Source organism: Citrobacter sp. RHBSTW-00881, assembly GCF_013728515.1.
GTDB classification, from domain to species: Bacteria; Pseudomonadota; Gammaproteobacteria; order Enterobacterales; family Enterobacteriaceae; genus Citrobacter; species Citrobacter braakii.
Map to the genome: position 1 here is coordinate 3,195,348 of NZ_CP056269.1, position 22,944 is coordinate 3,218,291.

Sequence of the window (22,944 nt, forward strand, 5' to 3'; positions counted from 1 at the left end):
TGACAGAGGGCGCCGATGCGCCCTTTTTTTTCGTGCAAACGAAAACGTTTCCGCTTATCCTTTGTTTCCGGCAAAAAAGACTATCCTCAGCCGGAGCATATTGATGACTGCACCATCCCAGGTTTTAAAGATCCGCCGCCCAGACGACTGGCATCTTCACTTTCGCGATGGCGACATGTTAAAAACTGTCGTGCCCTATACCAGCGAAGTTTATGGCCGCGCCATTGTCATGCCGAACCTGGCTCCGCCCGTCACCACGGTTGACGCGGCTATCGCTTACCGCCAGCGAATTCTTGACGCGGTTCCTGCCGGACACGACTTCACGCCATTAATGACCTGCTACTTAACGGATACGCTGGATCCCAATGAGCTGGAACGTGGATTCAACGAAGGCGTGTTCACCGCCGCAAAACTCTATCCGGCCAATGCCACCACCAACTCGACGCATGGCGTAACCTCTATTGATGCCATCATGCCAGTGCTGGAACGGATGGAAAAATTGGGTATGCCTCTGCTGGTGCACGGCGAAGTGACGCATGCGGATATCGATATTTTCGATCGCGAGGCGCGCTTTATTGAGACGGTAATGGAACCACTGCGTCAGCGTTTAACTGCGCTGAAAGTGGTGTTCGAACATATCACGACTAAAGATGCTGCCGAATACGTGCGCGACGGCAATGACCTTCTGGCGGCGACCATTACGCCGCAGCACCTGATGTTTAACCGCAACCACATGCTGGTCGGCGGGATTCGCCCTCATCTGTACTGCCTGCCGATCCTCAAACGTAACGTCCATCAACAGGCGCTGCGTGAGCTGGTCGCCAGCGGGTTTAACCGCGCCTTCCTCGGTACCGACTCAGCGCCGCATGCGCGTCATCGTAAAGAGTCAAGCTGTGGCTGTGCGGGCTGCTTTAATGCGCCGACCGCACTGGGCAGTTATGCCACCGTGTTTGAAGAGATGAATGCACTGGACCATTTTGAAGCCTTCTGCTCACTCAATGGCCCACAGTTCTACGGTTTGCCGGTGAATGAAACCTTTATTGAGCTGGAACGCGTGGAGCACCAGGTCCCGGAGAGCATTGCGCTGCAAGATGATACGCTGGTGCCTTTCCTGGGTGGCGAAACGGTACACTGGTCCGTGAAAAGCTAAAAAAAGTGTAGCCAACTGGCGAGAATAACTGTATAAATAAACAGTATATTCCACAGGGGGCTACTATGCGTATTGAAGTCACTATTGCCAAAACTTCACCTTTACCTGCTGGTGCAATTGACGCGCTGGCAGGTGAACTCTCCCGCCGTATTCAGCACCATTTTCCGGATAACGAAGGTAACGTTACCGTCCGTTATGCCGGCGCAAACAATCTGTCGGTTATTGGTGCCACCAAAGAGGATAAAGAACGCATCAGCGAGATCCTCCAGGAGACCTGGGAAAGCGCGGATGACTGGTTCATCAATGAATAAATAATGATATGCAGTGATGTTTGTTTGCCGGGTCGCCCCGGCTTTTTTATACACACCATCTTTTAATCAATAGTTCATTCCTTCTGGCAAACTGATATTTTAATAATAAATTCCTGTCTATCTTTTAACCACAACACCAAAATAATTGTGCAACATGCTTAAAAAAAATGAATAACATGTCGGTTTGTTAGTCAGATAACGCTGAAAACGAAAATTTTATGTGCTTACCTCTTTAAATTTTCAATGAATACCCTTATTTATTGATATACTGAAGTTGCTTCAGAAAAAACGCATTGAACCTCGAAAACCGTTGTCTAGTAACACGAATTAGGGGGCATGATGGAAAAGAATAATGAAGTCATTCAGACTCATCCGTTAGTAGGATGGGACATCAGCACTGTTGATAGCTACGATGCGCTGATGCTGCGTTTGCACTACCAGACCCCGAATCGTCCAGACCCGGATGGGACTGAAGTTGGTCAAACGCTCTGGTTAACCACTGATGTTGCCAGGCAATTTATTTCGATATTAGAAGCAGGAATCGCTAAAATTGAATCCGGCGATTACCAGGTAAATGAGTATCAGCGACATTAAATCTGATACATCCAACCATCAAAAGGCACCTTTCCGGTGCCTTTCTTATTTCCAGGTTGAATATTCCGGGTCACTTATTTACCCTGCTACTATCGCGATTGCAGAGAGAAGCGGATGAAATACGACTTAATCATAATTGGCAGCGGTTCCGTGGGCGCCGCAGCCGGATACTATGCCACTCGCACCGGTCTGAAGGTTCTGATGATCGATGCGCATATGCCACCGCATCAGCAGGGCAGCCACCACGGCGACACTCGATTAATTCGTCATGCCTATGGCGAAGGTGAAAAATATGTTCCGCTGGTGCTGCGTGCGCAAACATTATGGGATGAATTATCCACCCAAAATGAAGAGCCGATTTTTGTGCGCTCTGGTGTCATCAACCTTGGTCCGGCAGATTCAACCTTCTTAGCGACCGCGGCGCAAAGCGCAAAACAGTGGCAACTCAATGTTGAACAACTGGATGCAGCAGCCATTATGGCGCGCTGGCCAGAGATTCGCGTACCTGAAAACTATATCGGTCTGTTTGAAGCGGAATCTGGTTTTTTACGTAGTGAGTTAGCGATTAAAACCTGGATCCGTCTGGCGGAAGAAGCAGGCTGTGCGCAGCTATTTAAATGCCCGGTCAGCGCAATTCGTCATAGTGATGATGGCGTCACGGTAGAAACCGCCGATGGTGACTATCACGCGCAAAAAGCGGTGATCAGCGCCGGAACCTGGGTACAGGCATTAGTCCCAGAACTACCGATACAACCGGTACGCAAAGTGTTCGCCTGGTATCAAGCCGATGGGCGTTACAGCGTTAAGAATAACTTCCCTGCCTTCACCGGGGAGCTACCAAATGGCGATCAATTCTACGGTTTCCCGGCAGAAAATGACGAGCTAAAAATTGGTAAGCACAATGGCGGACAGGTAATTCATTCGGCAGAAGAGCGCAAGCCGTTTGCCGCTGTAGCCAGCGATGGTTCTGAAGCCTTCCCATTCCTGCGCACAATACTGCCAGGCGTGGGTTGCTGTCTGCACGGTGCGTCCTGCACCTATGATAACTCACCAGATGAAGACTTTATTATTGATACTCTACCGGAGCATGACAACACGCTGATCATCACCGGGCTGAGCGGACATGGCTTTAAGTTTGCCTCCGTCCTCGGAGAGATTGCGGCTGACTTCGCCCAGGACAAACCGTCTGACTTTGACCTGACGCCCTTCAGGCTAAGTCGTTTTAAGCGATAATAAATGAATGGCCTCGTTGGTGAGGCCATTTTTAATGACAGGAATAACGTTGATGCGCCGCATCTTTCACTATCTGGTTAATAATATTCGCGAGCATCTTATGCTCTACATTATTTTATGGTCGCTGCTGGCAATTATGGATGTGATATATATTATGTTTTTCTGAACCCGCAACGCTGACACTAATTGACATAAACTGATATTATCTTAATTTTCATTGCAATTAACTGAACAAGAAAAATACCTCAAACACCCAGAAACCAAGGCTTCATGTCATCCACACCCACTAATTCCTTGATGATTACTTCATAATTCAATCAATTTTATTGAATCAAAAACAAATATCACCATTATTGTTATTTATTAGTTGCATTAATGTCTTTTACGCGCCATTTTCATTCACTTCTGAAATATCTAACGGTGCACTTATGCAATTCAATAATACTCCACAACGCTATGGCGTGGTGTCTGCCGCTTTACACTGGCTGATTGCGATTGCTGTATATGGCATGTTTGCGCTGGGATTGTGGATGGTCACGCTTAGCTATTACGACGGCTGGTATCACCAGGCCCCTGAACTGCATAAAAGCATCGGCGTTGTGCTCATGATGGGGCTGGTTATTCGCATCGTCTGGCGGTTGATCTCCCCTCCTCCTCCTGCGCTGGCAAGTTATTCCCGTTTCACCCGCATCGCGGCGGCACTGGGTCACCTCGCGCTATACACATTGCTCTTTTCAATTGTCATCAGCGGGTATTTGATTTCCACCGCTGATGGCAAAGCGATAAGCGTATTTGGTTGGTTCGACATTCCTGCCACCCTTGCCAATGCGGGCGCTCAGGCCGACCTCGCCGGTAGTCTGCACCTGTGGCTTGCGTGGACCGTGGTGGTTTTATCGCTTCTGCACGGACTGATGGCCCTGAAACATCACTTTATCGATAACGACGATACCCTGAATCGCATGTTGGGAAAATCGTCATCTGACTATGGAGCTTAAAATGAAAAAAAACCTGCTGGGACTTACACTCGCCTCTCTGTTATTCACCACCGGGTCAGCCGTGGCGGCAGATTACAAAATTGACAAAGAAGGACAGCATGCCTTTGTTAATTTCCGTATTCAGCACCTGGGTTACAGCTGGCTGTACGGCACATTTAAAGATTTCGACGGGACTTTTACCTTTGATGAGAAAAATCCCGCAGCCGATAAGGTTAACGTCACCATCAAAACCAACAGCGTTGACACCAATCACGCCGAACGCGACAAGCACCTGCGCAGCGCAGATTTCCTTAACGTGGCCAAATTCCCGCAGGCGACCTTTAGCTCTACCAGCGTGAAGAAAGAGGGGAACGACCTGGATATCACCGGTAATCTGACCCTGAACGGCGTCACCAAACCGGTTACGCTGGATGCGAAGCTGATCGGTCAGGGCGGCGATCCGTGGGGTGGCACGCGTGCGGGTTTTGAAGCACAAGGTAAAATTAAGCTGAAGGACTTCAACATCACCACCGATCTCGGCCCGGCGTCTCAGGAAGTCGATCTGATCATCTCAGTGGAAGGTGTCCAACAGAAGTAACGTATGAGTTGCCGGATGGGGCTAAAGCCGCCATCCGGCATGATGACTATTGCGCAGGGTCCGGAATACCCAGTTTGGTATTCAGGCGACCGCGTGACTTATTAAATATTTTGTTGCCATTTTCACGTCCGGCGCGCAGACGACGTTGCTCTTCTTCCGGCAACTTACTCTCTTCGCTACACAACTCGCTACAGCAGCCGTTATACTTCTGCGCGCAGGCCGGACACTGGATAAACAACAGATGGCAGCCATCATTTTTGCAATTAGTATGGCTGTCGCACGCCGTTCCGCACTGATGACAATGCGCAATAACATCTTCAGAAATCCTTTCGCCCATACGCTCATCAAAAACGAAGTTTTTACCGACAAAACGCACAGGAAGCCCCTGTTCACGCGCCTTGCGGGCATATTCAATAATACCGCCCTCAATGTGCCAGACTTTGCTAAATCCGTTGTGTTTCATCCAGGCGCTGGCTTTCTCACAACGGATCCCGCCCGTGCAATACATAACGATTTTTTTATCTTTATGCGCCTGCATCATTTCAACGGCTTTCGGTAACTGGTCGCGGAACGTGTCTGCCGGGATTTCTAGCGCATTCTCGAAATGGCCCACTTCGTATTCATAGTGGTTGCGCATATCAATGAATACCGCGTCAGGATCGTCCAGCATGGCGTTTACTTCCGCCGCCTTCAGGTAATCACCTACGTTGCTGGCGTCAAATTGCGGATCGTCAATACCATCCGCCACGATGCGTTCACGCACTTTCATGCGCAGCACCCAGAACGATTTACCATCATCATCCAGCGCGATATTCAGACGTAACCCGGCGAATGCGGGATCAAACGCATAAAGCTGCTGGCGGAATGCCTCGACGTTGCTTTGCGGTACGCTGATTTGCGCATTGATTCCTTCATGGGCAAGATAAACGCGCCCGAAGACGCTCAATGCAGTGAACATCTGGTACAGCGCATCACGCGTGTGCTGAGGATTGGCGATGGTGAAATATTTATAGAATGAGATCGTCGTGCGCGGCTCGGTCTCAGCCAACATTTTGGCTTTGAGCGCATCGTTCGAAATGCGGTTGTGTAACACTGGCATGGTGTACGTATCCTGCAAATAGGGAGAAAATGAAAATCGGCGGCATAATAAAGCAAACACCGCCAATTTACATCCACACATTTTACGCTACATTTCTTACTCCAATATAAAAGTGCAACAACAATTGCTGGTTTAATCACCGTTCTCCCGTCACAAATTTTTGATATGCGCGAAAAAATGCGACAATACAGGCAATTGGTCGTTTGAAGACAGGATAGACATGACGAATTTACCCAAGTTTTCGGCTGCGTTACTGCATCCACGTTATTGGTTAACCTGGCTGGGCATTGGCATCCTTTGGTTAATCGTGCAGTTACCCTACCCGGTTCTTTACAAGTTGGGCTGCGCATTAGGTCGTCTGGCATTACGTTTGATGAAACGTCGGGCAAAAATTGTTTCCCGTAATCTGGAACTGTGCTTCCCGCAAATGAGCGAGCAGGAACGCCAGCAGATGATCATCAAGAACTTCGAGTCCGTGGGCATGGGCGTGATGGAAACCGGAATGGCCTGGTTTTGGTCTGACAAGCGCATTTCACGCTGGACGGAAGTTATCGGGATGGAACATATCCGCGACGTTCAGGCGCAAAAGCGGGGAATTTTGTTAGTGGGTCTGCACTTTCTGACCCTTGAACTGGGTGCGCGTCAGTTTGGTTTGCAGGAGCCGGGGATAGGCGTATATCGCCCTAACGACAACCCACTGCTCGACTGGCTACAAACCTGGGGCCGTATGCGCTCTAATAAATCCATGCTCGATCGTAAAGACCTGAAAGGAATGATTAAAGCGTTGAAAAAAGGCGAAGTGGTCTGGTACGCGCCGGATCATGACTACGGTCCCCGCGCCAGCGTATTTGTCCCGCTTTTTGCTGTTGAACAGGCCGCAACAACCTCCGGGACCTGGATGCTTTCACGCATGTCGAATGCCTGCCTGGTACCGTTTGTTCCCCGCCGCAAACCTGACGGTAAAGGTTATCAATTGATTATGCTGTCTCCGGAGTGTTCACCGCCGTTAGACAACGCGGAGACTACGGCAGCGTGGATGAATAAGGTTGTTGAGCAATGCATCATGATGGCCCCAGAGCAGTACATGTGGCTACACCGTCGTTTCAAGACGCGTCCTGAAGGTTCACCTTCCCTGTACTAAAGCACGGTTGCAGTCCTGTGGACTGCAACACCTTCCCTGCCCGCTTTAGGTTTAACTGCTATCCGCATTGCAGCAACTATCAACCAGGCGCATAATTAGCCTGCTTCCTTATATTCAATCGATAGCGCAAACAGCGCGCCACACTGCGGAACGCTATGTCACCCTCAGATGCTCCCATAAACTGGAAACGTAACCTCACCGTTGCCTGGTTGGGTTGTTTTTTAACCGGTGCAGCATTTAGCCTGGTTATGCCCTTTTTGCCCCTCTATGTCGAGAGTCTCGGCGTCACGGGTCATAGCGCCCTGAATATGTGGTCAGGTCTGGTCTTCAGCATCACTTTTCTCTTTTCCGCCATCGCCTCTCCTTTCTGGGGTGGCCTTGCCGATCGCAAAGGGCGAAAAATCATGCTGCTGCGTTCCGCATTGGGTATGGCTATTGTGATGCTGCTGATGGGGCTGGCGCAAAATATCTGGCAGTTCCTGGTCCTGCGCGCTCTGTTGGGTCTGCTCGGCGGTTTCATTCCCAACGCCAATGCGCTGATCGCCACCCAGGTTCCGCGCAATAAAAGCGGCTGGGCGCTGGGAACGCTTTCCACCGGCGGCGTCAGCGGCGCACTGCTTGGACCGTTGGCTGGCGGGCTGCTCGCTGATCAGTACGGACTACGCCCGGTATTTTTCATCACCGCCAGCGTACTGCTGGTCTGTTTTATCCTGACGCTATTTTTTATTCGCGAACGTTTCCAACCGGTGAGCAAGAAAGAGATGCTGCACATTCGCGAAGTCGTGGCCTCGTTAAAAAATCCCAAACTGGTGCTGAGCCTGTTTGTCACAACGCTGATAATCCAGGTGGCAACCGGGTCCATCGCGCCAATTCTGACGCTCTACGTTCGAGAGCTGGCTGGCAACGTCAGTAACATCGCCTTTATCAGCGGGATGATTGCTTCCGTACCAGGCGTGGCTGCGTTAATCAGCGCCCCGCGACTTGGCAAATTAGGTGATCGAATTGGCCCGGAGAAGATCCTGATTGTTGCTCTGGTCATCTCCGTGCTACTGCTTATTCCAATGTCGTTTGTACAATCGCCCTGGCAACTTGCCGTTCTACGCTTTTTATTGGGGGCCGCTGATGGGGCTCTGCTCCCGGCTGTACAAACGCTGCTGGTCTATAACTCAACCAATCAGATAGCCGGGCGTATTTTCAGTTATAACCAGTCATTTCGCGATATCGGTAACGTAACGGGGCCGTTAATGGGGGCGGCAATTTCCGCCAACTACGGTTTTCGCGCCGTCTTCTGCGTGACCGCGGGCGTCGTACTGTTTAACGCTTTCTACTCGTGGAATAGTCTGCGCCGTCGCCGGAGCACTGAGGCTACGGGATGATTTTTGTGCATTCATACTTGCAATATCGGAGAATCAACTATTATTTCCCTGAATACTTCATTAAATCAAAGGGAGACTCTGATGACCATGTATGCCACGCTGGAAGAAGCCATTGATGCCGCTCGTGAAGAATTTCTGGCTGATAACCCTGACCTTGAGCCCGACGAAGCCAGCGTTCAACAGCTAAGCGTACAAAAATACGTGCTACAGGATGGTGACATTATGTGGCAGGCGGAATTCTTTGCTGATGAGGATGAGGGCGAGGGTGAATGCCTGCCAATGCTGAGTGGTGAAGCGGCCCAAAGCGTTTTTGATGGCGACTATGATGAAATTGAAATCCGTCAGGAGTGGCAGGAAGAAAACACGCTTCACGAATGGGATGAAGGTGAATTCCAGCTGGAACCTCCCCTGGATACCGAAGAGGGTCAGACCGCGGCCGATGAATGGGATGAGCGATAGCTTACTCGTAAGGTCCGTGGTGAATGTCGAGCGGGAGCAGCAAAGTATCAAACACCAGCGAAAATGGCAGGTCGAGGATGGTGACGTAGCGCCACGCGGAGTCCCGGACATCCCATTGCACGCCAGGATAGTATTGGTTTCCGTGCCCTTGCCCTGGGATAGTTCGGCTAATAATACTGCCGCATCCGCTCAGCAAGCACACCATGATTGCCACTGCCAATATTCGCACCTGATACCTCACAGCTCTTTTATTTAGTATAAAAAAATACCGGCACCAGGCCGGTATTTTCACGTTACATAACGCTTACTTTTTCCTGAGCGCCAGCGGATTCAGGGTCAGTCCCTGGTAGTAATTCACCCACGAAGAATACTTATCAGGTGAATTCCAGACGCGATAGTGCAAACGCGCCATCGTCACCGGATCGCTCAACAGCACCAGACGGCGGTCACGGTTTAGTTTCTCCGGCGTTTCGTTCAGCGCCTGCTCCACATGGCGGTCACGGGCAATCTCAAGCACGTTACTCGCGCGGTGACGTGCAGTCGCCATTGCCGTTGCCAGTGCGTTAAATGACGGGTTAAACACCGCATGCATAAAGCCGTCGTCCAGCGTACGATTGCGGTTCATCACCAGATAGGTATCCGTATCAACCAGCACCTGCGGCGGAGAATACTCTTCCGGGATCAGGAACAGCTTCCAGCGCTTGGTACGTAACCCAACCGTGGAACGGCTGGAAATCACGGAAACAAACGGCGACAGGATCAGCGAGAAGACAATCGGCGCCAGCCAGAACAGGAAACGCAGATCCAGCCAGGCCATACCTACCGCCCACACCAGCCCCAGCAGTAACTGAGAACCGTGACGCATAAATGCTTCACCCCACGGGGTGGAATCGTCATCACGCTGCGGTGAATTCCACACCACTTCCCAACCGAGGAAGGCGCTCACGACGAAGACGGTATGGAACAGCATACGTACCGGCGCCAGCAGCACGGAGAACAGAACCTCCAGCAGCAGCGACAGCGTGACGCGGATAAACCCGCCGTACTCTTTCGTCCCTTTACACCAGATGAGCAAAATACTCAGCAGCTTCGGCAGGAACAGCAGCACCATCGTAGAAGCAAACAGCGCGATCGCCAGTTCAGGACGCCACTGCGGCCATACCGGAAACAGCTGGCGCGGTTGCAGGAAGTACTGTGGTTCCGTCAACGCATGCACCACCTGCAATGCGGTCGATAACGCGAGGAACATAAACCACAGCGGCGCGGAAAGATAGGACATAACGCCGGTCAGGAACACCGCACGGTGAACCGGGTGCATCCCCTTCACCAGGAACAGACGGAAGTTCATCAGGTTGCCATGACACCAGCGACGGTCACGCTTGAGTTCATCCAGCAGGTTCGGCGGTAGCTCTTCATAAGAGCCCGGCAGATCGTAAGCAATCCACACGCCCCAGCCGGCACGACGCATCAACGCCGCTTCGACGAAGTCATGGGAGAGAATCGAACCCGCAAACGAGCCTTCGCCCGGTAACGGCGCAAGCGCACAGTGTTCGATAAACGGCTTCACGCGAATAATCGCGTTATGCCCCCAGTAGTGCGATTCCCCCAATTGCCAGAAGTGAAGTCCAGCGGTAAACAACGGACCATAAACACGGGTCGCAAACTGCTGACAGCGTGCATACAGCGTATCCATACCGGAAGCCTTCGGTGAAGACTGGATAATCCCGGCATTTGGATTCGCTTCCATCAGGCGCACCAGCCCGCTCAGACAGTCACCGCTCATCACGGAGTCAGCGTCCAGCACCACCATGTAGCTGTACTGATTTCCCCAGCGACGGCAGAAGTCATCAATATTGCCGCTTTTACGCTTCACGCGACGACGACGACGACGGTAGAAAATCTGCCCTTCGCCTTGCACTTCGGCAATCAGCTCCATCCACGCTTTTTGTTCTGCTACGCAGATATCGGGGTTGTAGCTGTCGCTCAGGATGTAAACATCAAAATGCTCGGCGTTGCCCGTCGCTTTGACCGACTCCCACGTGGCGCGAAGTCCCGCGAATACGCGGTCAACGTCCTCGTTACAGATCGGCATAATCAACGCGGTCCGGTGCTCGGGATTTAACGGTTCGTCCCCAACCGTTGAGGCGGAGATACTGTACTTATCTCGCCCAATCAACAGTTGCAGGAAGCCCATCAGCGCGGTCCAGAATCCTGCTGAAACCCAACAGAAAAGCACGGCAAACAAAATGAGAATGCCGGTCTGGAGCATGTAGGGCAGCAGTTGCATAAAGGAGACCCATAAATCCTGCCCCATCATGTCAACAGGATTAATGAATGCCCAACCCTGATACGGAAGGATCGTCTTCATATACCAGGTTGCGACGACCGTTTGCGCCAGCGTTAAGATCAACAACGTATAGCGGCGGATGGTGCCAACCGTACGCCATTTTTGCTCGCTCTCCTGTTCTTCTTTCGTCAAACGCGAAAGATAACGCGGAGTCACATCGCGCCCGCGCAGGCGATCCCAAAAGCGGCCAACCGGGTTGGTACGCCAGGGATCGGGGAACATAGAGGTACGCGTTGCTTTTGGCATCGCCTGCAGCTGATCGCGCCCCTCATCGTCCTTAACCAACTGCTCTTTGGCCAGAGAATCAGGCCACGCCTGCTCCAGGCGAGCTTTCACCGAACCCTGCGGTGAATCATCTTCGCGCGAGTACGTACGATGCTCGGCATCCAGCGCCTGATGAACGGCGCGGATGTCAGTTTTCGGCAGTGCCGCTTTTTCGATATCCGAAAGCGGCATTGCGTCAATATACTCAGTTGTCTTATTCATTGGCAGGTAACTGGTAGCTCCAGGTTTCACTCAGCGTCTGATCGGCATTGACCAAGGCAGCACGCATTTCAGTGGTTTTCTTCACGTCTTTCACTTTCACGCGCAATACCAAACGCCAACCTTTAGTTACCGGGTTGTAGCGCACAGTACTTTCAACGATCTCGCCGTTGTCGCCAATACTGGTTTGTGCGGTAACCGGGGTATCCTGCGGCAGCTTTTTCATATCCGTGCCGGTAAAGTCCACCACAAACGCGATGGTGCCATCAGGCTGACGAATGAGGTTAGACTGTTTTACATCACCGGTAGAACGACGAGTCTGCTGGACCCAGGCGCTATCAGGGGCATGAAGCTTGTCTTCGTCACGCGTGAACGTCAGGGTGTACTTGAAGTTCATCTCTTTGCCGGCTTCAGGCAGTTGATCCGGCGTCCAGTACGCAACGATGTTATCGTTCGTTTCATCGTTAGTTGGGATTTCAACTAACTCAATCTTACCTTTACCCCAATCACCTTTTGGCGTGATCCAGGCGCTTGGGCGCAGATCGTAACGATCGTCGATATCTTCAAAACGCGAGAACTGACGGCCACGCTGCAGCAAGCCGAAACCTTGCGGGTTTTCCATCGCAAAACTGCTCACCGCCAGATGTTTCGGGTTATTCAGCGGACGCCAAATCCACTCGCCGTTGCCAGCGTGGATCGACAAACCGTTAGAGTCATGCAGTTCCGGACGATAGTTGGTCGCCGGAGAAGGCTGGTTTGGTCCGTACAGGAACATACTGGTTAACGGTGCCACGCCCAGCTTGCCCACTTTGTCGCGCAGATAAACTTTGGACTGAACATCGACTACCGTGTCACGACCCGGAATGATGACAAAGCGATACGCTCCGGTTGCGCGCGGAGAATCCAGCAAGGCATAAATGGTCAAACGTTTGTCAGTCGGTTTCGGACGCTCGATCCAAAACTCACGGAAGCGGGGAAATTCTTCGCCAGAAGGCAGAGCGGTATCAATCGCGAGACCGCGCGCAGACAGACCGTAGACCTGCCCTGCCCCCAGAACACGGAAATAGCTGGCACCGAGCATGCTGACGATTTCGTCGTTTTTATCTTTGCTGTTGATCGGATACAGCACTTTGAACCCGGCGAAACCGAGATCTTTTACCGTGTCTTTATCATGCTGAACATCGCCAAAATTAAAATAATCCGGGCTGTATTTGATTCTTTTCACCGCTGTAGCGGTAACTTCGTTGATTTTGACCGGCGTGTCGAAGTACATACCCTGGTGGTAGAACTCGAGCTTAAATGGGGTCTTGAGATTACTCCAGTAGGCTTTATCGCGGTTAAACTGGATCTGCTGATAATCCGCATATTTCATGTCGCGGAAAACGGAGGGCAAGTTACTTTTTGGCGCCTCATAGCCTTTACCGGCTAAAGATTGAGCTTGTTTTGCAACATCATCGATGCTGAACGCCCAGCTCGATGATGTGTACAGCGTTAACATAACTGCTGCACCCAACCAACGCATTTTCATCATTTGTAGTTTATGTTTCATAATTAGTAAGCACTTCCCCCTTTGTGTGCTTATATTGATCCGATCCATTTTAATGGATAATCGGGTATTCCGACAACTGAATCCCTGTATTGTTCGCGCGCTGGCTCATGGTTTAATCAGGTTCAACTACCTGTTTTCACTTTGCGTGCTTATCCTGGAGACAGGTTGTTGGACTTCGTGTAGGGTTGCCCTCGAATGTAACCATTATTCGTCTTAGGGATAAGACGAAAAGTCTGAGAATACATAACTGTCTATGAGCTCTGTATCACCACCACGCGAATATTTTCTTGACTCCATCCGTGCCTGGCTAATGTTGTTAGGGATCCCATTCCATATTTCATTGATTTACTCGACCCACACCTGGCACGTGAACAGCGCGGAACCGTCGTGGTGGTTGACCCTGTTTAACGACTTTATCCATGCTTTTCGCATGCAAGTCTTCTTTGTCATTTCGGGTTATTTTTCCTACATGCTATTTTTGCGCTATCCGCTAAAGCGCTGGTGGAAGGTGCGTGTAGAACGCGTGGGGATCCCGATGCTGACCGCGATTCCATTACTTACGCTGCCGCAATTTATCATGCTGCAATACGTAAAGGGAAAAGCAGACAGTTGGCATACTCTCAGCGGCTACGATAAATACAATGCGCTGGCCTGGGAGCTAATTTCCCATCTGTGGTTTTTACTGGTTCTGGTCGTATTAACGACCGTGAGCATGTGGGTGTTCACCCAGATGAAAAACAGACTGACGCGTAGTGACGCCGCCAGCGCCCCGGCGGTGTCGATGACTAAATTATCGCTGATCTTCATCTTGTTAGGTGTCGGTTACGCTGCCGTCAGAAGGACAATTTTCATCCTCTACCCTTCGATTCTCAGCGATGGCATGTTCAATTTTATCGTTATGCAAACGCTGTTCTATGCGCCGTTCTTTATCCTCGGCGCACTGGCGTTTATCAACCCGAATCTGAAAGCGCTGTTTACCACACCGTCACGCGGTTGCACACTCGGTGCTGCATTCGCATTTGTGGCATACCTGCTCAATCAGCGTTATGGCAACGGCGATGCCTGGATGTATGAAACCGAATATGTCATTACCATGGTCATGGGACTGTGGATGGTGAACGTCGTCTTTTCGTTGGGTCACCGTTTGCTTAATTTCCAGTCTGCCCGCGTGACCTATTTTGTCAACGCGTCGCTGTTTATCTATCTGGTGCACCACCCGTTAACGCTGTTTTTTGGCGCTTACATCACACCGCATATCACGTCGAATCTGCTGGGTTTTCTCTGCGGTCTGCTGTTTGTGGTTGGGATTGCGGTAATACTGTACGAAATCCATTTACGCATACCGGTGCTGAAGTTTCTCTTTTCGGGTAAACTGCCCGTTAAGCAGGATAAAAACAAGGCCGTAGCCGGCTAGTTTTTCCCTCAATCATTGTGTGGTTCAAAGCAGCCATTCAATGGGTAACACGGACGCCAGCTTTACCAGAACCCGCTTCCAGAATCCTGTGGCGGGTTCTTTTTTCAGGACCTGTTCACTGCCAGACAGTCGGTCGACCCAATTAATTCTCCCCCAACGGTCAAGGCGTAGCTGCCAGGCCATATCACGCTGGCTTTGCATAAACCGTTTATGAATCAATTCGGCCAGCACTTCACTCTCAATCACAAATCCCATTTCCGTATTGAGCAGCGTCGAACGAGGATCAAAATTAAGCGAGCCGATAAACACTTTGCGATCATCAATACTGAACGTTTTCGCATGCAGGCTGGACCCTGAATTCCCGGTTAATCCACGATCGTGAACGACCGAGACGCGATCGCGGGTCGGTTTAAGTTCGTATAATTCTACACCGTAGCGCAGCAGTTTTTTTCGCCAGCGCGCATAGCCCGCATGGACGATCGCCACATCATTCGCCGCCAGTGAATTGGTTAAAATGGCAATCTTGACGCCTTTTCTTACCAGTCTCAGGAGCTGCGCCACACCGGCACGCGTCGGCACAAAGTAGGCAGAAATAATATCAATACGTTCGGTCGGCGAGCCCATTACGTCAAACAAACGCTGCGGTAATAGCGAGTGGCGCGGCGCTTTCCCTTCTCCTTTTGCAGGATCATCGCTCAGCAAACGCGTTTTAGCCCAAATCAGCGGCAGCGATCTTTGATCGAGACTGGACATAAACTGGCTGGTTTCCAGCTTATGCAGATAGCGGCGGGTAATATCATCGTTATACCAGGATTCGGGTAGCTCAATACGCTGCACAGAATCTGGCTCGGACATCTCAAGCACATTTTGTAACGTTGAAACCGAGCGGCAGTGCCAGTAACGCTCAAAATCATCTGCCACATCTTTGACAACCGGCCCGATAGCCATGACGTCCAGGTCGGAAAAAAGCGGTTGCTCACCCGCGCCAAAATAGGCATCGCCAATATTACGTCCACCAACGAGAGTCACCACTCCGTCAGCGGTATAACTTTTATTGTGCATGCGCCGATTAAGCCGGGCAAAATCGGTTAAATAGCCCAGCGCTCGCAGGATGCGAAAGGAAAACGGATTGAAGAGGCGAACTTCTATATTGGGGTGCTTATCCAGCAGACGCAGCGTGTCGTCCAGACCCGGCGTGTTGTTATCATCCAGCAGTAAACGCACCCGTACGCCTCGCTTCGCTGCGGCCAGCAGAACGGAAAATAACAATAGCCCGGACATGTCGTTTTCCCAGATGTAATACTGCACATCCAGGGTACGTTCCGCCATTTCCGTTAACCGATAGCGAGCAGCAAACGCATCCAGGCTGTCATCCAACGCAAGAATGCCGCATTCTCCCGGGTGGTCTTGGCAAAGGGGCGTGATGGCACGCTCAAGTCGCGTCATATCAGTCCGTGTGATCATCACCTTGTTGTGTTAGCAATCTCTTATAAAGTTGAGCGTTTTCGTCATCAAAGCACACGAAGTATATCTGATCAGGAAGTGCGCGGCGGGTAATAAATTTCAGCACCGTTTTCACCGCTATTTCTGCCGCTGGGGCGCGTGGGTAGCCATAAGCCCCAGTGCTAATCGCCGGAAAAGCAATGGAGTGATAACCATTGGCCAGGGCCAGTTGCAGGGTGTTTAAGTAAGCTTCTTCGAGGCGTTCGGCCTCATGATGACCTCCCCCTTGCCAGACCGGTCCTACGGTATGAATGACCGCTTTTGCCGCAAGCGCCCCCGCCAGAGTGATCACCGCATGCCCTGTCGGGCATTCTCCTTGTTGCTGGATAACCTGTTTGCAGGCCTCCAGCAATGCTGGTCCGGCAGCGCGATGGATTGCGCCATCGACGCCACCGCCTCCCAGTAGCGATGAATTCGCCGCATTGACAATCACATCAACAGCGACAGTCGTAATATCGCCATGTAACACATGAACACGTGATTGCATAAGTTCCCCCTGACAAAACACCATTCGTTAAGTGTACAGCAGGGTTTTCCCTTAAATCTCTCTTTTTAACCGTAAGTGTGCATATCTACGCCACAGCGAGTCATTTATATTCAATATTAAGAATCGCCATGTTTTTCTGTTCATTGAGGTAGTGCATTTTGACTGTGGCAATTTCCTGCACATTCTGAGGGGCTGTCGCGAGCTGTTGCGGGTTGTAAAGACTATTCTGGTTGGTGCCGTTGCGGATACATGACAATTCAATTTGCTGCTGCTGTCTGTTAACGTCGCAAGGTGATTCAACTATCGCTCCGCGAAAATGAATAACCCCGCCGGTTGTGATTTGCTGCGCAATTGCAGGGAGGGTTAAAAGAGAAAAAGCACATAAACTGGTACTTAAAATACGCTTTAATAATGTACACATAAGGGTTCCTCAATGATTAGCCATCTTTGAGGGATCGAAATGATCCTTCACCGCTACGATTAACGATCAAATACAAACGCTCACACGCTTCTATATTCATAGAACAGCAGCGCATTCCCAGCCACACCCTTAATGCAAATACAGCAAAAAATTATGGGTGACTGTTTGAGTCAGGCCATTGTTGCGACAGATGCAGAGACTGCCCATCTGAAACGGTAACGATAATTTTGACCGAGTCCTCAGATGAAATATTAAAGCTCAGTTTGGTTAATTCAATCGGTCGATTAGCAGGGACCGAAAGGCTTATTTTCTGCTGCGACTGGCTTTGTCCCCCCTGCCCTTTACGTATGGCAAGGACTTGTACCTCACATACACACGGTTGGGTTAACGTCACCTGAGGAATAATGGTGTACATATCACCTTGCTGAGTTGTATTGAATGTTATTTGATTTGCCAGCGCGGCAATGAGTAATAGCGTATGCATCATATTCTCCCGAAAAAAAAACAGGGCTCACGCCCTGTTTATTATCAGTCAGAAAACTGAATTAGTGTTGGTTAGCTGTAGCGTTGTTGCCAAAGCCAACTTGCTGAATCAGCACATTGGAGTCAGAAGCGGTCTGATTAACCAACGCACCGTTACGGCCACCGAACTGGGTTACACTAATATCAGCATTTTTAGCATTCCACTGATCGATAGTGGCATTGTTCTGGAAGCCAGTCTGTTTCAGGCTAATGGTACTGTCATCAGCGCCCTGACCAACTACAGCCCCGTTACCACGCCCCTGTTGTGTGATGGTGACATCTGATTTACGCGCATCACTTTGCAGAGCATTCGCAGCGTTGTTTGACCCATATTGGTAGATACTCAGTGAAGAGTCTGGGCCATAATTACTACCGCCACCATGATGATTGCCGCCCCATTGCGGAACAACACCAGCCAGAGCACTGCCAGAAACTACGATTGCTGCGAATGCTGCCACTTTTAAAAGTTTCATGGTAAACCCCCATCGGATTGATTTAATCGTCGTTAATGGATTAGCGTTGAGTAACGCGAATTGCCATTTGCGACTGTCTCTGCACCACAACTGCTGTTTTTTGTGTACCGTACTGAGTAATATTGGCTTTATTACCAGAACCTTTCTGGATAATTACCGCCGTATTACCGTATGAACCTTGTTTAATACTCGCGTCATTGGAACTACCCGTTTGATCAATATATGCAAAGTTATATGATCCCGTCTGGTCTGTTTTCGCTCGGTTACCAGAACCTTCTTGCGAAATAACCGACAATAACTTCGAGCCCCCCTGTCGAGTATTTGCACTGTTCGCAGTGCCAACCTGACCAATAATGGCTGCCTGATTAAATGAAGACTTACTTAATTCATTTACCGCAAAGTTATATTCTGAGTTAGCTAAATCATAACTTGTAGCGGATGCAATCCCAGGCACACCCAGCATTGTAAACATCATAAATAACAACTTGTTTTTCATGTTGTCACCCTGGACCTGGTCGTACATAAGGTTAAATTATTTACCACTCAAATTATTGTTAACGTGACTTACATTTGTTAACGCCACGTTACGATGAAGAGTATGTCCGTTGAAACATTTTAAATAACTCACCCACCAGTTGTATTTTTATATCCAGATTCACCCCAAAGTACTAATTAACAGCAATTAACACCGTTATAGCTCTGGATTTTATTTCTTTTGTAACCCGATGAGTGAATTTCTATGCAGTAACAAAAAAACGCGTTTCCCGCGTTTTCTGGGCCTTGCAGACGGTAGTGGGATTGTCCTCGGTACAAGTCGTGACAAGTGTCATTTTTTTCTATCTAAAATTGTTCAACTTAAAGTGAGACCATAAAATCAAAATTCATTAGAAATCTAAAACCATCTAATTATAATTTTATCTCTTAAAATTCAATAAGATATTATAATTTGTATGATTTTTTAAATCTATGCAGTAACGCTAAAATGTACAACTTTACTATCAAATCTAAACTCCACAAAAACGCAAAAATCACATTTTAATATATAAATTTACATTATGTAACATGTTTAACACTTGCTTTAAGATTTGTAATAGCTAGATTGAAATCAGTTGAAGTCCATTTGTTTTAATATTTTCACCCCGTTGGGTCGAAGTTTTATTTCTACACAGCAGTGCAACATCTGTCAGTACTTCTGGTGCCTCTATTTTAGTAGAGGCAACTGTCAGGTGTGCGACTAAAAAAGTGGAGTTTCATCATGTTTAATGAAGTCCATAGTATTCATGGTCATACATTATTGTTGATCACTAAACCATCCCTGCAGGCAACTGCGTTATTACAGCATTTAAAGCAATCGCTGGCGTTAACCGGAAAACTACATAATATTCAACGTTCTCTGGATGATATATCCTCCAGCTGCATTGTTTTACTGGATATGATGGAGGCAGATAAAAAACTGATCCATTACTGGCAAGATAATTTGAGCAGAAAAAACAACAATATAAAAACTTTATTGTTGAATACTCCAGATGATTATCCTTACCGGGATATTGAAAACTGGCCGCATATCAATGGCGTATTTTACGCAACTGAAGATGAGCAGCGTGTAGTCAGCGGTTTGCAGGGTGTGTTGCGGGGCGAATGCTACTTTTCGCAAAAGCTTGCCAGCTACCTGATCACGCATTCCGGGAACTACCGCTATAACAGCACGGAGTCGGCATTACTTACGCACCGTGAAAAAGAGATCCTTAATAAACTGCGTATCGGCGCCTCAAATATTGAAATCGCGCGTTCACTATTTATTAGTGAAAATACGGTGAAAACACATCTTTATAATCTTTTCAAAAAGATAGCTGTCAAAAATCGTACGCAGGCGGTCTCGTGGGCCAATGATAACCTCAGGCGATAAAGCCATGAAACGCTATTTGACCTGGATTGTGGCAGCAAATTTGTTCCTTGCTGCCGGGAATCTACACGCGGCTGTAGAGGTGGAGGTTCCCGGACTGTTAACCGACCACACTGTCTCTTCCATTGGCCATGATTTTTACCGGGCCTTTAGTGACAAGTGGGAAAGTAAGTACACAGGAAACTTAACCATTAATGAAAGACCCAGTGCACGTTGGGGAAGTTGGATCACCATAACGGTCAATCAGGACGTTATCTTCCAGACTTTTTTATTCCCGACGAAAAGAGACTTCGACAAAATTGTGGTCTTTGCATTGGCAGAAACAGAGGAAGCATTAAATCGTCGGCAAATAGATCAAACACTATTAAGCACGAGCGATTTAGCGCGCGATGAATTCTAAAACATGATTTTGTCCGGAGGCTTTCATGCGTGTCAAACATGCAGTGGTTTTGCTCATGCTGATTTCACCATTAAGTTGGGCCGGAAATATGACGTTCCAGTTCCGCAATCCTAACTTTGGTGGTAACCCAAATAACGGCTCTTTTTTACTGAACAGCGCCCAGGCGCAAAACTCGTATAAAGATCCGAGTGCCGGCGACTACGGGATTGAAACCCCAACAGCGCTGGATAACTTTACCCAGGCGATACAGTCACAAATACTCGGTGGCTTACTTACCAATATTAATACCGGTAAGCCGGGAAGGATGGTAACCAGCGATTTTATCGTTGATATCGCCAACCGGGATGGACAACTGCAACTGAATGTCACGGACAGGAAAACGGGGAGAACGTCGACTATTGAAGTGTCGGGTTTACAAAATCAGTCGACCGATTTCTAAATTATAGCCACGAAAGGAAAAAATCATGCAGCGCTTACTTATCATGGTGGCAGTAATTTTACTCAGCGGATGTTTAACAGCCCCGCCGCAAGAAGCCGCTAAGCCGACATTAATGCCCCGAGCCCAAAGCTATAAAGACTTGACGCACCTGCCCATGCCTACAGGTAAGATATTTGTCTCGGTATACAATATTCAGGATGAGACTGGCCAGTTTAAACCTTATCCGGCAAGTAACTTCTCAACCGCCGTCCCGCAAAGCGCCACGGCGATGCTTGTCACCGCATTGAAGGATTCTCGTTGGTTCGTCCCGCTGGAACGTCAGGGGTTGCAGAACTTGCTTAACGAACGAAAAATCATTCGTGCAGCTCAGGAAAACGGCACAGTTGCCATTAATAACCGCATCCCTCTGCAGTCTCTGACCGCGGCAAACATCATGGTAGAAGGGTCAATTATTGGTTATGAAAGCAACGTTAAATCGGGTGGCGTTGGTGCGCGCTATTTCGGTATTGGCGCCGATACGCAGTACCAGCTCGACCAGATAGCGGTCAACCTGCGTGTGGTTAACGTTAGTACCGGTGAAATCCTCTCATCGGTGAATACCAGCAAAACTATCTTGTCTTATGAAGTGCAGGCTGGGGTATTCCGCTTCATTGACTACCAGCGACTGTTGGAAGGTGAAATTGGCTACACCTCTAACGAACCGGTTATGCTTTGTCTGATGTCAGCAATTGAAACCGGTGTTATCTTCCTGATTAATGACGGGATTGATCGCGGATTGTGGGATTTGCAGGATAAGAAACAAGTTGATAATGACATCCTGGTTAAATACCGCCATTTGTCGGTACCTCCGGAATCCTGAGTGGTCTGATACAGCATAAAAAGCGTGAGGAAAACCCTCACGCTTTTTTTATTTACTGGTCAGCGTCGACGATAGCCGATTCTCACGACGAGATGCCAGCCACAATCCGCTGTTTTTCATCGCATAGCCGAATACCAGCCCCAGCGCCAGAGAAGGCACGACCAACTGCCAGTCACCCTGCCCTGCAAACGTTGCGCAGGCGCCAATAAAGGTGCCCGGCACAAATGAAAGCAACCATTGCTTTGCCTGAATACACATGAGAAACGCGACAATTCCCGTCATGACATAACCAATAATGTCCATATGCGGGGCAAGCGCGCTACCGTTAATAATCACCAACGCCCACACCACACCGCTTAGCAGCGTACACGCCGAGATCCACAGCCCTTTCAGCCCACCCTGTGGACAGGCAAAATAGGCCGTGCAGCCCAGAAAGCCAGCCCAACTGAGTAAACCAAGAGCTACGGCCACCCATCCCCAAATCCCAGAGAGAATGCCCGTTGTGATTGCAATTGAGAGAAGTATGTTCATGCCGCGTATCTTAGCAGAAAAACGGCATGGGAATGAGATCGTGCACACAATTCATGCAATGATGTAATTTGAGTTGCAGTTTAATGAGATCTAAATCACATTTATTCTTCAGTATCTTCCTGCAATTCGTCCCACATCGCGCCAATGGCATCACGCGTTAACGGTGCCATGGTACGCCAGAACTGTGTGTTTGCGTGCGCTTCAACTTTGCCAAGGAACGTGCCACACCAGGGCAACAGGTATTCCACAAACAAGGTTTCGAGTGCTTCACTTTCATCTTCCGCAGACTGGTCTTCAAGCCATGAAGCCGCCAGCAACAGCGTGCCAATATGATCTGCAGGCGTATCTGCCAGCGGCATTCCGCGGGCAGAAAGAAAAGCACGAACATCGGATTCTTTCGCCCCTTCTACCCAGGCGCTACGATAAGGCGGCACCGCACACTCGTCGCCGACAAACAGCGCGTTGTAATCCGCAGCCAACTGAGGCATATCGCAGCTTTTCTGCAGACGCGTGAGCAGTTCGTCCTGTTCCAGCGGCCAGTTGGCGGACAGTTTACCTTCACTAATCAGGGTAAACAGGGGAACCAGTAAAGGGTCCTGCGGTTGGCGGTAAAACAGCGAGCCCAGTACACGACACAGGATAGAAAACTCGTTCATTGATATATTCCAGTTAGTAACA

27 protein-coding genes are annotated in these 22,944 nt (G+C 49.4%); 15 read left to right on the top strand and 12 right to left on the bottom strand.

Annotation, left to right across the window (positions count from 1 at the left end):
* Positions 1–103 precede the first annotated feature (103 nt).
* The 7 genes from pyrC (at position 104) to HV311_RS15525 (ending at position 4,860) form a co-directional block, all read left to right on the top strand.
* On the top strand, positions 104–1,150 hold the full coding sequence (gene pyrC / locus HV311_RS15495; RefSeq protein ID WP_049259720.1) for a dihydroorotase: 1,047 nt from the start codon (positions 104–106) through the stop codon (positions 1,148–1,150).
* Positions 1,151–1,215: 65 nt separating this feature from the next.
* Entirely contained in the window at positions 1,216–1,461 is a 246-nt protein-coding gene (gene dinI / locus HV311_RS15500) for a DNA damage-inducible protein I (protein WP_003036157.1), read from the top strand.
* 339 nt (positions 1,462–1,800) lie between these two features.
* The gene (gene bssS, locus HV311_RS15505) at positions 1,801–2,055 is read left to right on the top strand and encodes a biofilm formation regulator BssS (RefSeq protein WP_003036154.1); all 255 of its coding nucleotides are present in this window, start codon (positions 1,801–1,803) and stop codon (positions 2,053–2,055) included.
* A gap of 114 nt (positions 2,056–2,169) precedes the next feature.
* Positions 2,170–3,288, top strand: a complete 1,119-nt coding sequence (solA, locus tag HV311_RS15510; protein WP_191220146.1) for an N-methyl-L-tryptophan oxidase — start codon at positions 2,170–2,172, stop codon at positions 3,286–3,288.
* Between the two features lie 52 nt (positions 3,289–3,340).
* Positions 3,341–3,454: a YceO family protein gene (locus tag HV311_RS15515; protein WP_003036148.1), complete on the top strand. Its 114-nt coding sequence runs from the start codon at positions 3,341–3,343 to the stop codon at positions 3,452–3,454.
* 262 nt (positions 3,455–3,716) lie between these two features.
* Positions 3,717–4,283, top strand: coding sequence for a cytochrome b (locus tag HV311_RS15520; protein ID WP_131405797.1), 567 nt, complete (start codon positions 3,717–3,719; stop codon positions 4,281–4,283).
* A 1-nt stretch (position 4,284) separates the two neighbouring features.
* Positions 4,285–4,860, top strand: coding sequence for a YceI family protein (locus tag HV311_RS15525; RefSeq protein ID WP_191220147.1), 576 nt, complete (start codon positions 4,285–4,287; stop codon positions 4,858–4,860).
* Positions 4,861–4,906: 46 nt separating this feature from the next.
* Here the strand turns inward: HV311_RS15525 and trhO are convergent, their stop codons facing one another.
* Positions 4,907–5,959 carry an oxygen-dependent tRNA uridine(34) hydroxylase TrhO gene (gene trhO / locus HV311_RS15530; RefSeq protein ID WP_016156181.1) on the bottom strand — a complete coding sequence of 351 codons (1,053 nt, stop codon included), beginning with the start codon at positions 5,957–5,959 and terminating at the stop codon, positions 4,907–4,909.
* A gap of 220 nt (positions 5,960–6,179) precedes the next feature.
* Here trhO and HV311_RS15535 point away from each other — a divergent pair, with 220 nt between their 5' ends.
* From HV311_RS15535 to HV311_RS15545, 3 genes are all read left to right on the top strand, one after another.
* Positions 6,180–7,100, top strand: coding sequence for a Kdo(2)-lipid IV(A) acyltransferase (locus tag HV311_RS15535; protein WP_191220148.1), 921 nt, complete (start codon positions 6,180–6,182; stop codon positions 7,098–7,100).
* Positions 7,101–7,255: 155 nt separating this feature from the next.
* Complete coding sequence (gene mdtG, locus HV311_RS15540) at positions 7,256–8,476, top strand: multidrug efflux MFS transporter MdtG (protein WP_046274768.1); 1,221 nt, start codon at positions 7,256–7,258, stop codon at positions 8,474–8,476.
* 81 nt (positions 8,477–8,557) lie between these two features.
* Positions 8,558–8,935, top strand: coding sequence for a MysB family protein (locus HV311_RS15545; protein WP_016152610.1), 378 nt, complete (start codon positions 8,558–8,560; stop codon positions 8,933–8,935).
* 1 nt (position 8,936) lies between these two features.
* Here HV311_RS15545 and HV311_RS15550 read toward each other — a convergent pair whose 3' ends face one another.
* The 3 genes from HV311_RS15550 to mdoG all read right to left on the bottom strand — a co-directional run bounded on the left by HV311_RS15550 (position 8,937) and on the right by mdoG (position 13,296).
* Positions 8,937–9,140, bottom strand: coding sequence for a YceK/YidQ family lipoprotein (locus tag HV311_RS15550; protein ID WP_153647167.1), 204 nt, complete (start codon positions 9,138–9,140; stop codon positions 8,937–8,939).
* A 99-nt stretch (positions 9,141–9,239) separates the two neighbouring features.
* A complete protein-coding gene (mdoH, locus tag HV311_RS15555) occupies positions 9,240–11,768 on the bottom strand; it encodes a glucans biosynthesis glucosyltransferase MdoH (RefSeq protein WP_019076449.1) in 2,529 nt (842 codons plus the stop codon).
* Positions 11,761–13,296, bottom strand: coding sequence for a glucans biosynthesis protein MdoG (mdoG, locus tag HV311_RS15560; RefSeq protein ID WP_085951042.1), 1,536 nt, complete (start codon positions 13,294–13,296; stop codon positions 11,761–11,763). The genes mdoH and mdoG overlap by 8 nt, the downstream gene beginning before the upstream one ends.
* A 271-nt stretch (positions 13,297–13,567) precedes the next feature.
* Here mdoG and mdoC point away from each other — a divergent pair, with 271 nt between their 5' ends.
* The gene (gene mdoC, locus HV311_RS15565) at positions 13,568–14,728 is read left to right on the top strand and encodes a glucans biosynthesis protein MdoC (RefSeq protein WP_191220149.1); all 1,161 of its coding nucleotides are present in this window, start codon (positions 13,568–13,570) and stop codon (positions 14,726–14,728) included.
* Between the two features lie 24 nt (positions 14,729–14,752).
* Here the strand turns inward: mdoC and HV311_RS15570 are convergent, their stop codons facing one another.
* The 6 genes from HV311_RS15570 to csgB all read right to left on the bottom strand — a co-directional run bounded on the left by HV311_RS15570 (position 14,753) and on the right by csgB (position 18,630).
* Complete coding sequence (locus HV311_RS15570; RefSeq protein ID WP_275972525.1) at positions 14,753–16,192, bottom strand: phospholipase D family protein; 1,440 nt, start codon at positions 16,190–16,192, stop codon at positions 14,753–14,755.
* Positions 16,176–16,718 (bottom strand): O-acetyl-ADP-ribose deacetylase, encoded by a 543-nt coding sequence (gene ymdB, locus HV311_RS15575; protein ID WP_137379501.1) that lies wholly within the window; start codon positions 16,716–16,718, stop codon positions 16,176–16,178. Before ymdB ends, HV311_RS15570 begins: the two co-directional genes overlap by 17 nt.
* A gap of 100 nt (positions 16,719–16,818) precedes the next feature.
* Positions 16,819–17,139, bottom strand: coding sequence for a type 1 fimbrial protein (locus HV311_RS15580; RefSeq protein WP_016152603.1), 321 nt, complete (start codon positions 17,137–17,139; stop codon positions 16,819–16,821).
* A 151-nt stretch (positions 17,140–17,290) separates the two neighbouring features.
* A complete protein-coding gene (csgC, locus tag HV311_RS15585) occupies positions 17,291–17,623 on the bottom strand; it encodes a curli assembly chaperone CsgC (RefSeq protein ID WP_016152602.1) in 333 nt (110 codons plus the stop codon).
* A gap of 61 nt (positions 17,624–17,684) precedes the next feature.
* The gene (csgA, locus tag HV311_RS15590; RefSeq protein WP_016156176.1) at positions 17,685–18,134 is read right to left on the bottom strand and encodes a curli major subunit CsgA; all 450 of its coding nucleotides are present in this window, start codon (positions 18,132–18,134) and stop codon (positions 17,685–17,687) included.
* Positions 18,135–18,174: 40 nt separating this feature from the next.
* Positions 18,175–18,630 (bottom strand): curli minor subunit CsgB, encoded by a 456-nt coding sequence (gene csgB, locus HV311_RS15595; RefSeq protein WP_019076446.1) that lies wholly within the window; start codon positions 18,628–18,630, stop codon positions 18,175–18,177.
* 759 nt (positions 18,631–19,389) lie between these two features.
* Between csgB and csgD the strand changes: the two genes are divergently transcribed.
* The 4 genes from csgD to csgG are packed head-to-tail and all read left to right on the top strand — an operon-like array spanning position 19,390 to position 21,735.
* Complete coding sequence (gene csgD, locus HV311_RS15600; RefSeq protein ID WP_003036091.1) at positions 19,390–20,040, top strand: biofilm master transcriptional regulator CsgD; 651 nt, start codon at positions 19,390–19,392, stop codon at positions 20,038–20,040.
* 4 nt (positions 20,041–20,044) lie between these two features.
* Positions 20,045–20,437: a curli production assembly/transport protein CsgE gene (csgE, locus tag HV311_RS15605; protein WP_016152600.1), complete on the top strand. Its 393-nt coding sequence runs from the start codon at positions 20,045–20,047 to the stop codon at positions 20,435–20,437.
* Positions 20,438–20,462: 25 nt separating this feature from the next.
* Positions 20,463–20,876, top strand: coding sequence for a curli production assembly/transport protein CsgF (gene csgF / locus HV311_RS15610; protein ID WP_016152599.1), 414 nt, complete (start codon positions 20,463–20,465; stop codon positions 20,874–20,876).
* Between the two features lie 25 nt (positions 20,877–20,901).
* Complete coding sequence (gene csgG / locus HV311_RS15615; RefSeq protein ID WP_016152598.1) at positions 20,902–21,735, top strand: curli production assembly/transport protein CsgG; 834 nt, start codon at positions 20,902–20,904, stop codon at positions 21,733–21,735.
* Positions 21,736–21,783: 48 nt separating this feature from the next.
* Here csgG and HV311_RS15620 read toward each other — a convergent pair whose 3' ends face one another.
* Both HV311_RS15620 and HV311_RS15625 read right to left on the bottom strand, forming a co-directional pair.
* The gene (locus tag HV311_RS15620; RefSeq protein ID WP_141195425.1) at positions 21,784–22,266 is read right to left on the bottom strand and encodes a DUF1097 domain-containing protein; all 483 of its coding nucleotides are present in this window, start codon (positions 22,264–22,266) and stop codon (positions 21,784–21,786) included.
* Between the two features lie 101 nt (positions 22,267–22,367).
* Positions 22,368–22,922, bottom strand: coding sequence for a TorD/DmsD family molecular chaperone (locus HV311_RS15625; protein ID WP_016152596.1), 555 nt, complete (start codon positions 22,920–22,922; stop codon positions 22,368–22,370).
* Positions 22,923–22,944 lie beyond the last annotated feature (22 nt).

Excerpts from the sequence above, each read along its gene's own strand:
- pyrC (WP_049259720.1), top strand. The coding sequence starts at position 104 with ATGACTGCACCATCCCAGGTTTTAAAGATCCGCCGCCCAGACGACTGG.
- dinI (WP_003036157.1), top strand. The coding sequence starts at position 1,216 with ATGCGTATTGAAGTCACTATTGCCAAAACTTCACCTTTACCTGCTGGT.
- bssS (WP_003036154.1), top strand. The coding sequence starts at position 1,801 with ATGGAAAAGAATAATGAAGTCATTCAGACTCATCCGTTAGTAGGATGG.
- solA (WP_191220146.1), top strand. The coding sequence starts at position 2,170 with ATGAAATACGACTTAATCATAATTGGCAGCGGTTCCGTGGGCGCCGCA.
- HV311_RS15515 (WP_003036148.1), top strand. The coding sequence starts at position 3,341 with ATGCGCCGCATCTTTCACTATCTGGTTAATAATATTCGCGAGCATCTT.
- HV311_RS15520 (WP_131405797.1), top strand. The coding sequence starts at position 3,717 with ATGCAATTCAATAATACTCCACAACGCTATGGCGTGGTGTCTGCCGCT.
- HV311_RS15525 (WP_191220147.1), top strand. The coding sequence starts at position 4,285 with ATGAAAAAAAACCTGCTGGGACTTACACTCGCCTCTCTGTTATTCACC.
- trhO (WP_016156181.1), bottom strand. The coding sequence starts at position 5,959 with ATGCCAGTGTTACACAACCGCATTTCGAACGATGCGCTCAAAGCCAAA.
- HV311_RS15535 (WP_191220148.1), top strand. The coding sequence starts at position 6,180 with ATGACGAATTTACCCAAGTTTTCGGCTGCGTTACTGCATCCACGTTAT.
- mdtG (WP_046274768.1), top strand. The coding sequence starts at position 7,256 with ATGTCACCCTCAGATGCTCCCATAAACTGGAAACGTAACCTCACCGTT.
- HV311_RS15545 (WP_016152610.1), top strand. The coding sequence starts at position 8,558 with ATGACCATGTATGCCACGCTGGAAGAAGCCATTGATGCCGCTCGTGAA.
- HV311_RS15550 (WP_153647167.1), bottom strand. The coding sequence starts at position 9,140 with ATGGTGTGCTTGCTGAGCGGATGCGGCAGTATTATTAGCCGAACTATC.
- mdoH (WP_019076449.1), bottom strand. The coding sequence starts at position 11,768 with ATGAATAAGACAACTGAGTATATTGACGCAATGCCGCTTTCGGATATC.
- mdoG (WP_085951042.1), bottom strand. The coding sequence starts at position 13,296 with ATGATGAAAATGCGTTGGTTGGGTGCAGCAGTTATGTTAACGCTGTAC.
- mdoC (WP_191220149.1), top strand. The coding sequence starts at position 13,568 with ATGAGCTCTGTATCACCACCACGCGAATATTTTCTTGACTCCATCCGT.
- HV311_RS15570 (WP_275972525.1), bottom strand. The coding sequence starts at position 16,192 with ATGATCACACGGACTGATATGACGCGACTTGAGCGTGCCATCACGCCC.
- ymdB (WP_137379501.1), bottom strand. The coding sequence starts at position 16,718 with ATGCAATCACGTGTTCATGTGTTACATGGCGATATTACGACTGTCGCT.
- HV311_RS15580 (WP_016152603.1), bottom strand. The coding sequence starts at position 17,139 with ATGTGTACATTATTAAAGCGTATTTTAAGTACCAGTTTATGTGCTTTT.
- csgC (WP_016152602.1), bottom strand. The coding sequence starts at position 17,623 with ATGCATACGCTATTACTCATTGCCGCGCTGGCAAATCAAATAACATTC.
- csgA (WP_016156176.1), bottom strand. The coding sequence starts at position 18,134 with ATGAAACTTTTAAAAGTGGCAGCATTCGCAGCAATCGTAGTTTCTGGC.
- csgB (WP_019076446.1), bottom strand. The coding sequence starts at position 18,630 with ATGAAAAACAAGTTGTTATTTATGATGTTTACAATGCTGGGTGTGCCT.
- csgD (WP_003036091.1), top strand. The coding sequence starts at position 19,390 with ATGTTTAATGAAGTCCATAGTATTCATGGTCATACATTATTGTTGATC.
- csgE (WP_016152600.1), top strand. The coding sequence starts at position 20,045 with ATGAAACGCTATTTGACCTGGATTGTGGCAGCAAATTTGTTCCTTGCT.
- csgF (WP_016152599.1), top strand. The coding sequence starts at position 20,463 with ATGCGTGTCAAACATGCAGTGGTTTTGCTCATGCTGATTTCACCATTA.
- csgG (WP_016152598.1), top strand. The coding sequence starts at position 20,902 with ATGCAGCGCTTACTTATCATGGTGGCAGTAATTTTACTCAGCGGATGT.
- HV311_RS15620 (WP_141195425.1), bottom strand. The coding sequence starts at position 22,266 with ATGAACATACTTCTCTCAATTGCAATCACAACGGGCATTCTCTCTGGG.
- HV311_RS15625 (WP_016152596.1), bottom strand. The coding sequence starts at position 22,922 with ATGAACGAGTTTTCTATCCTGTGTCGTGTACTGGGCTCGCTGTTTTAC.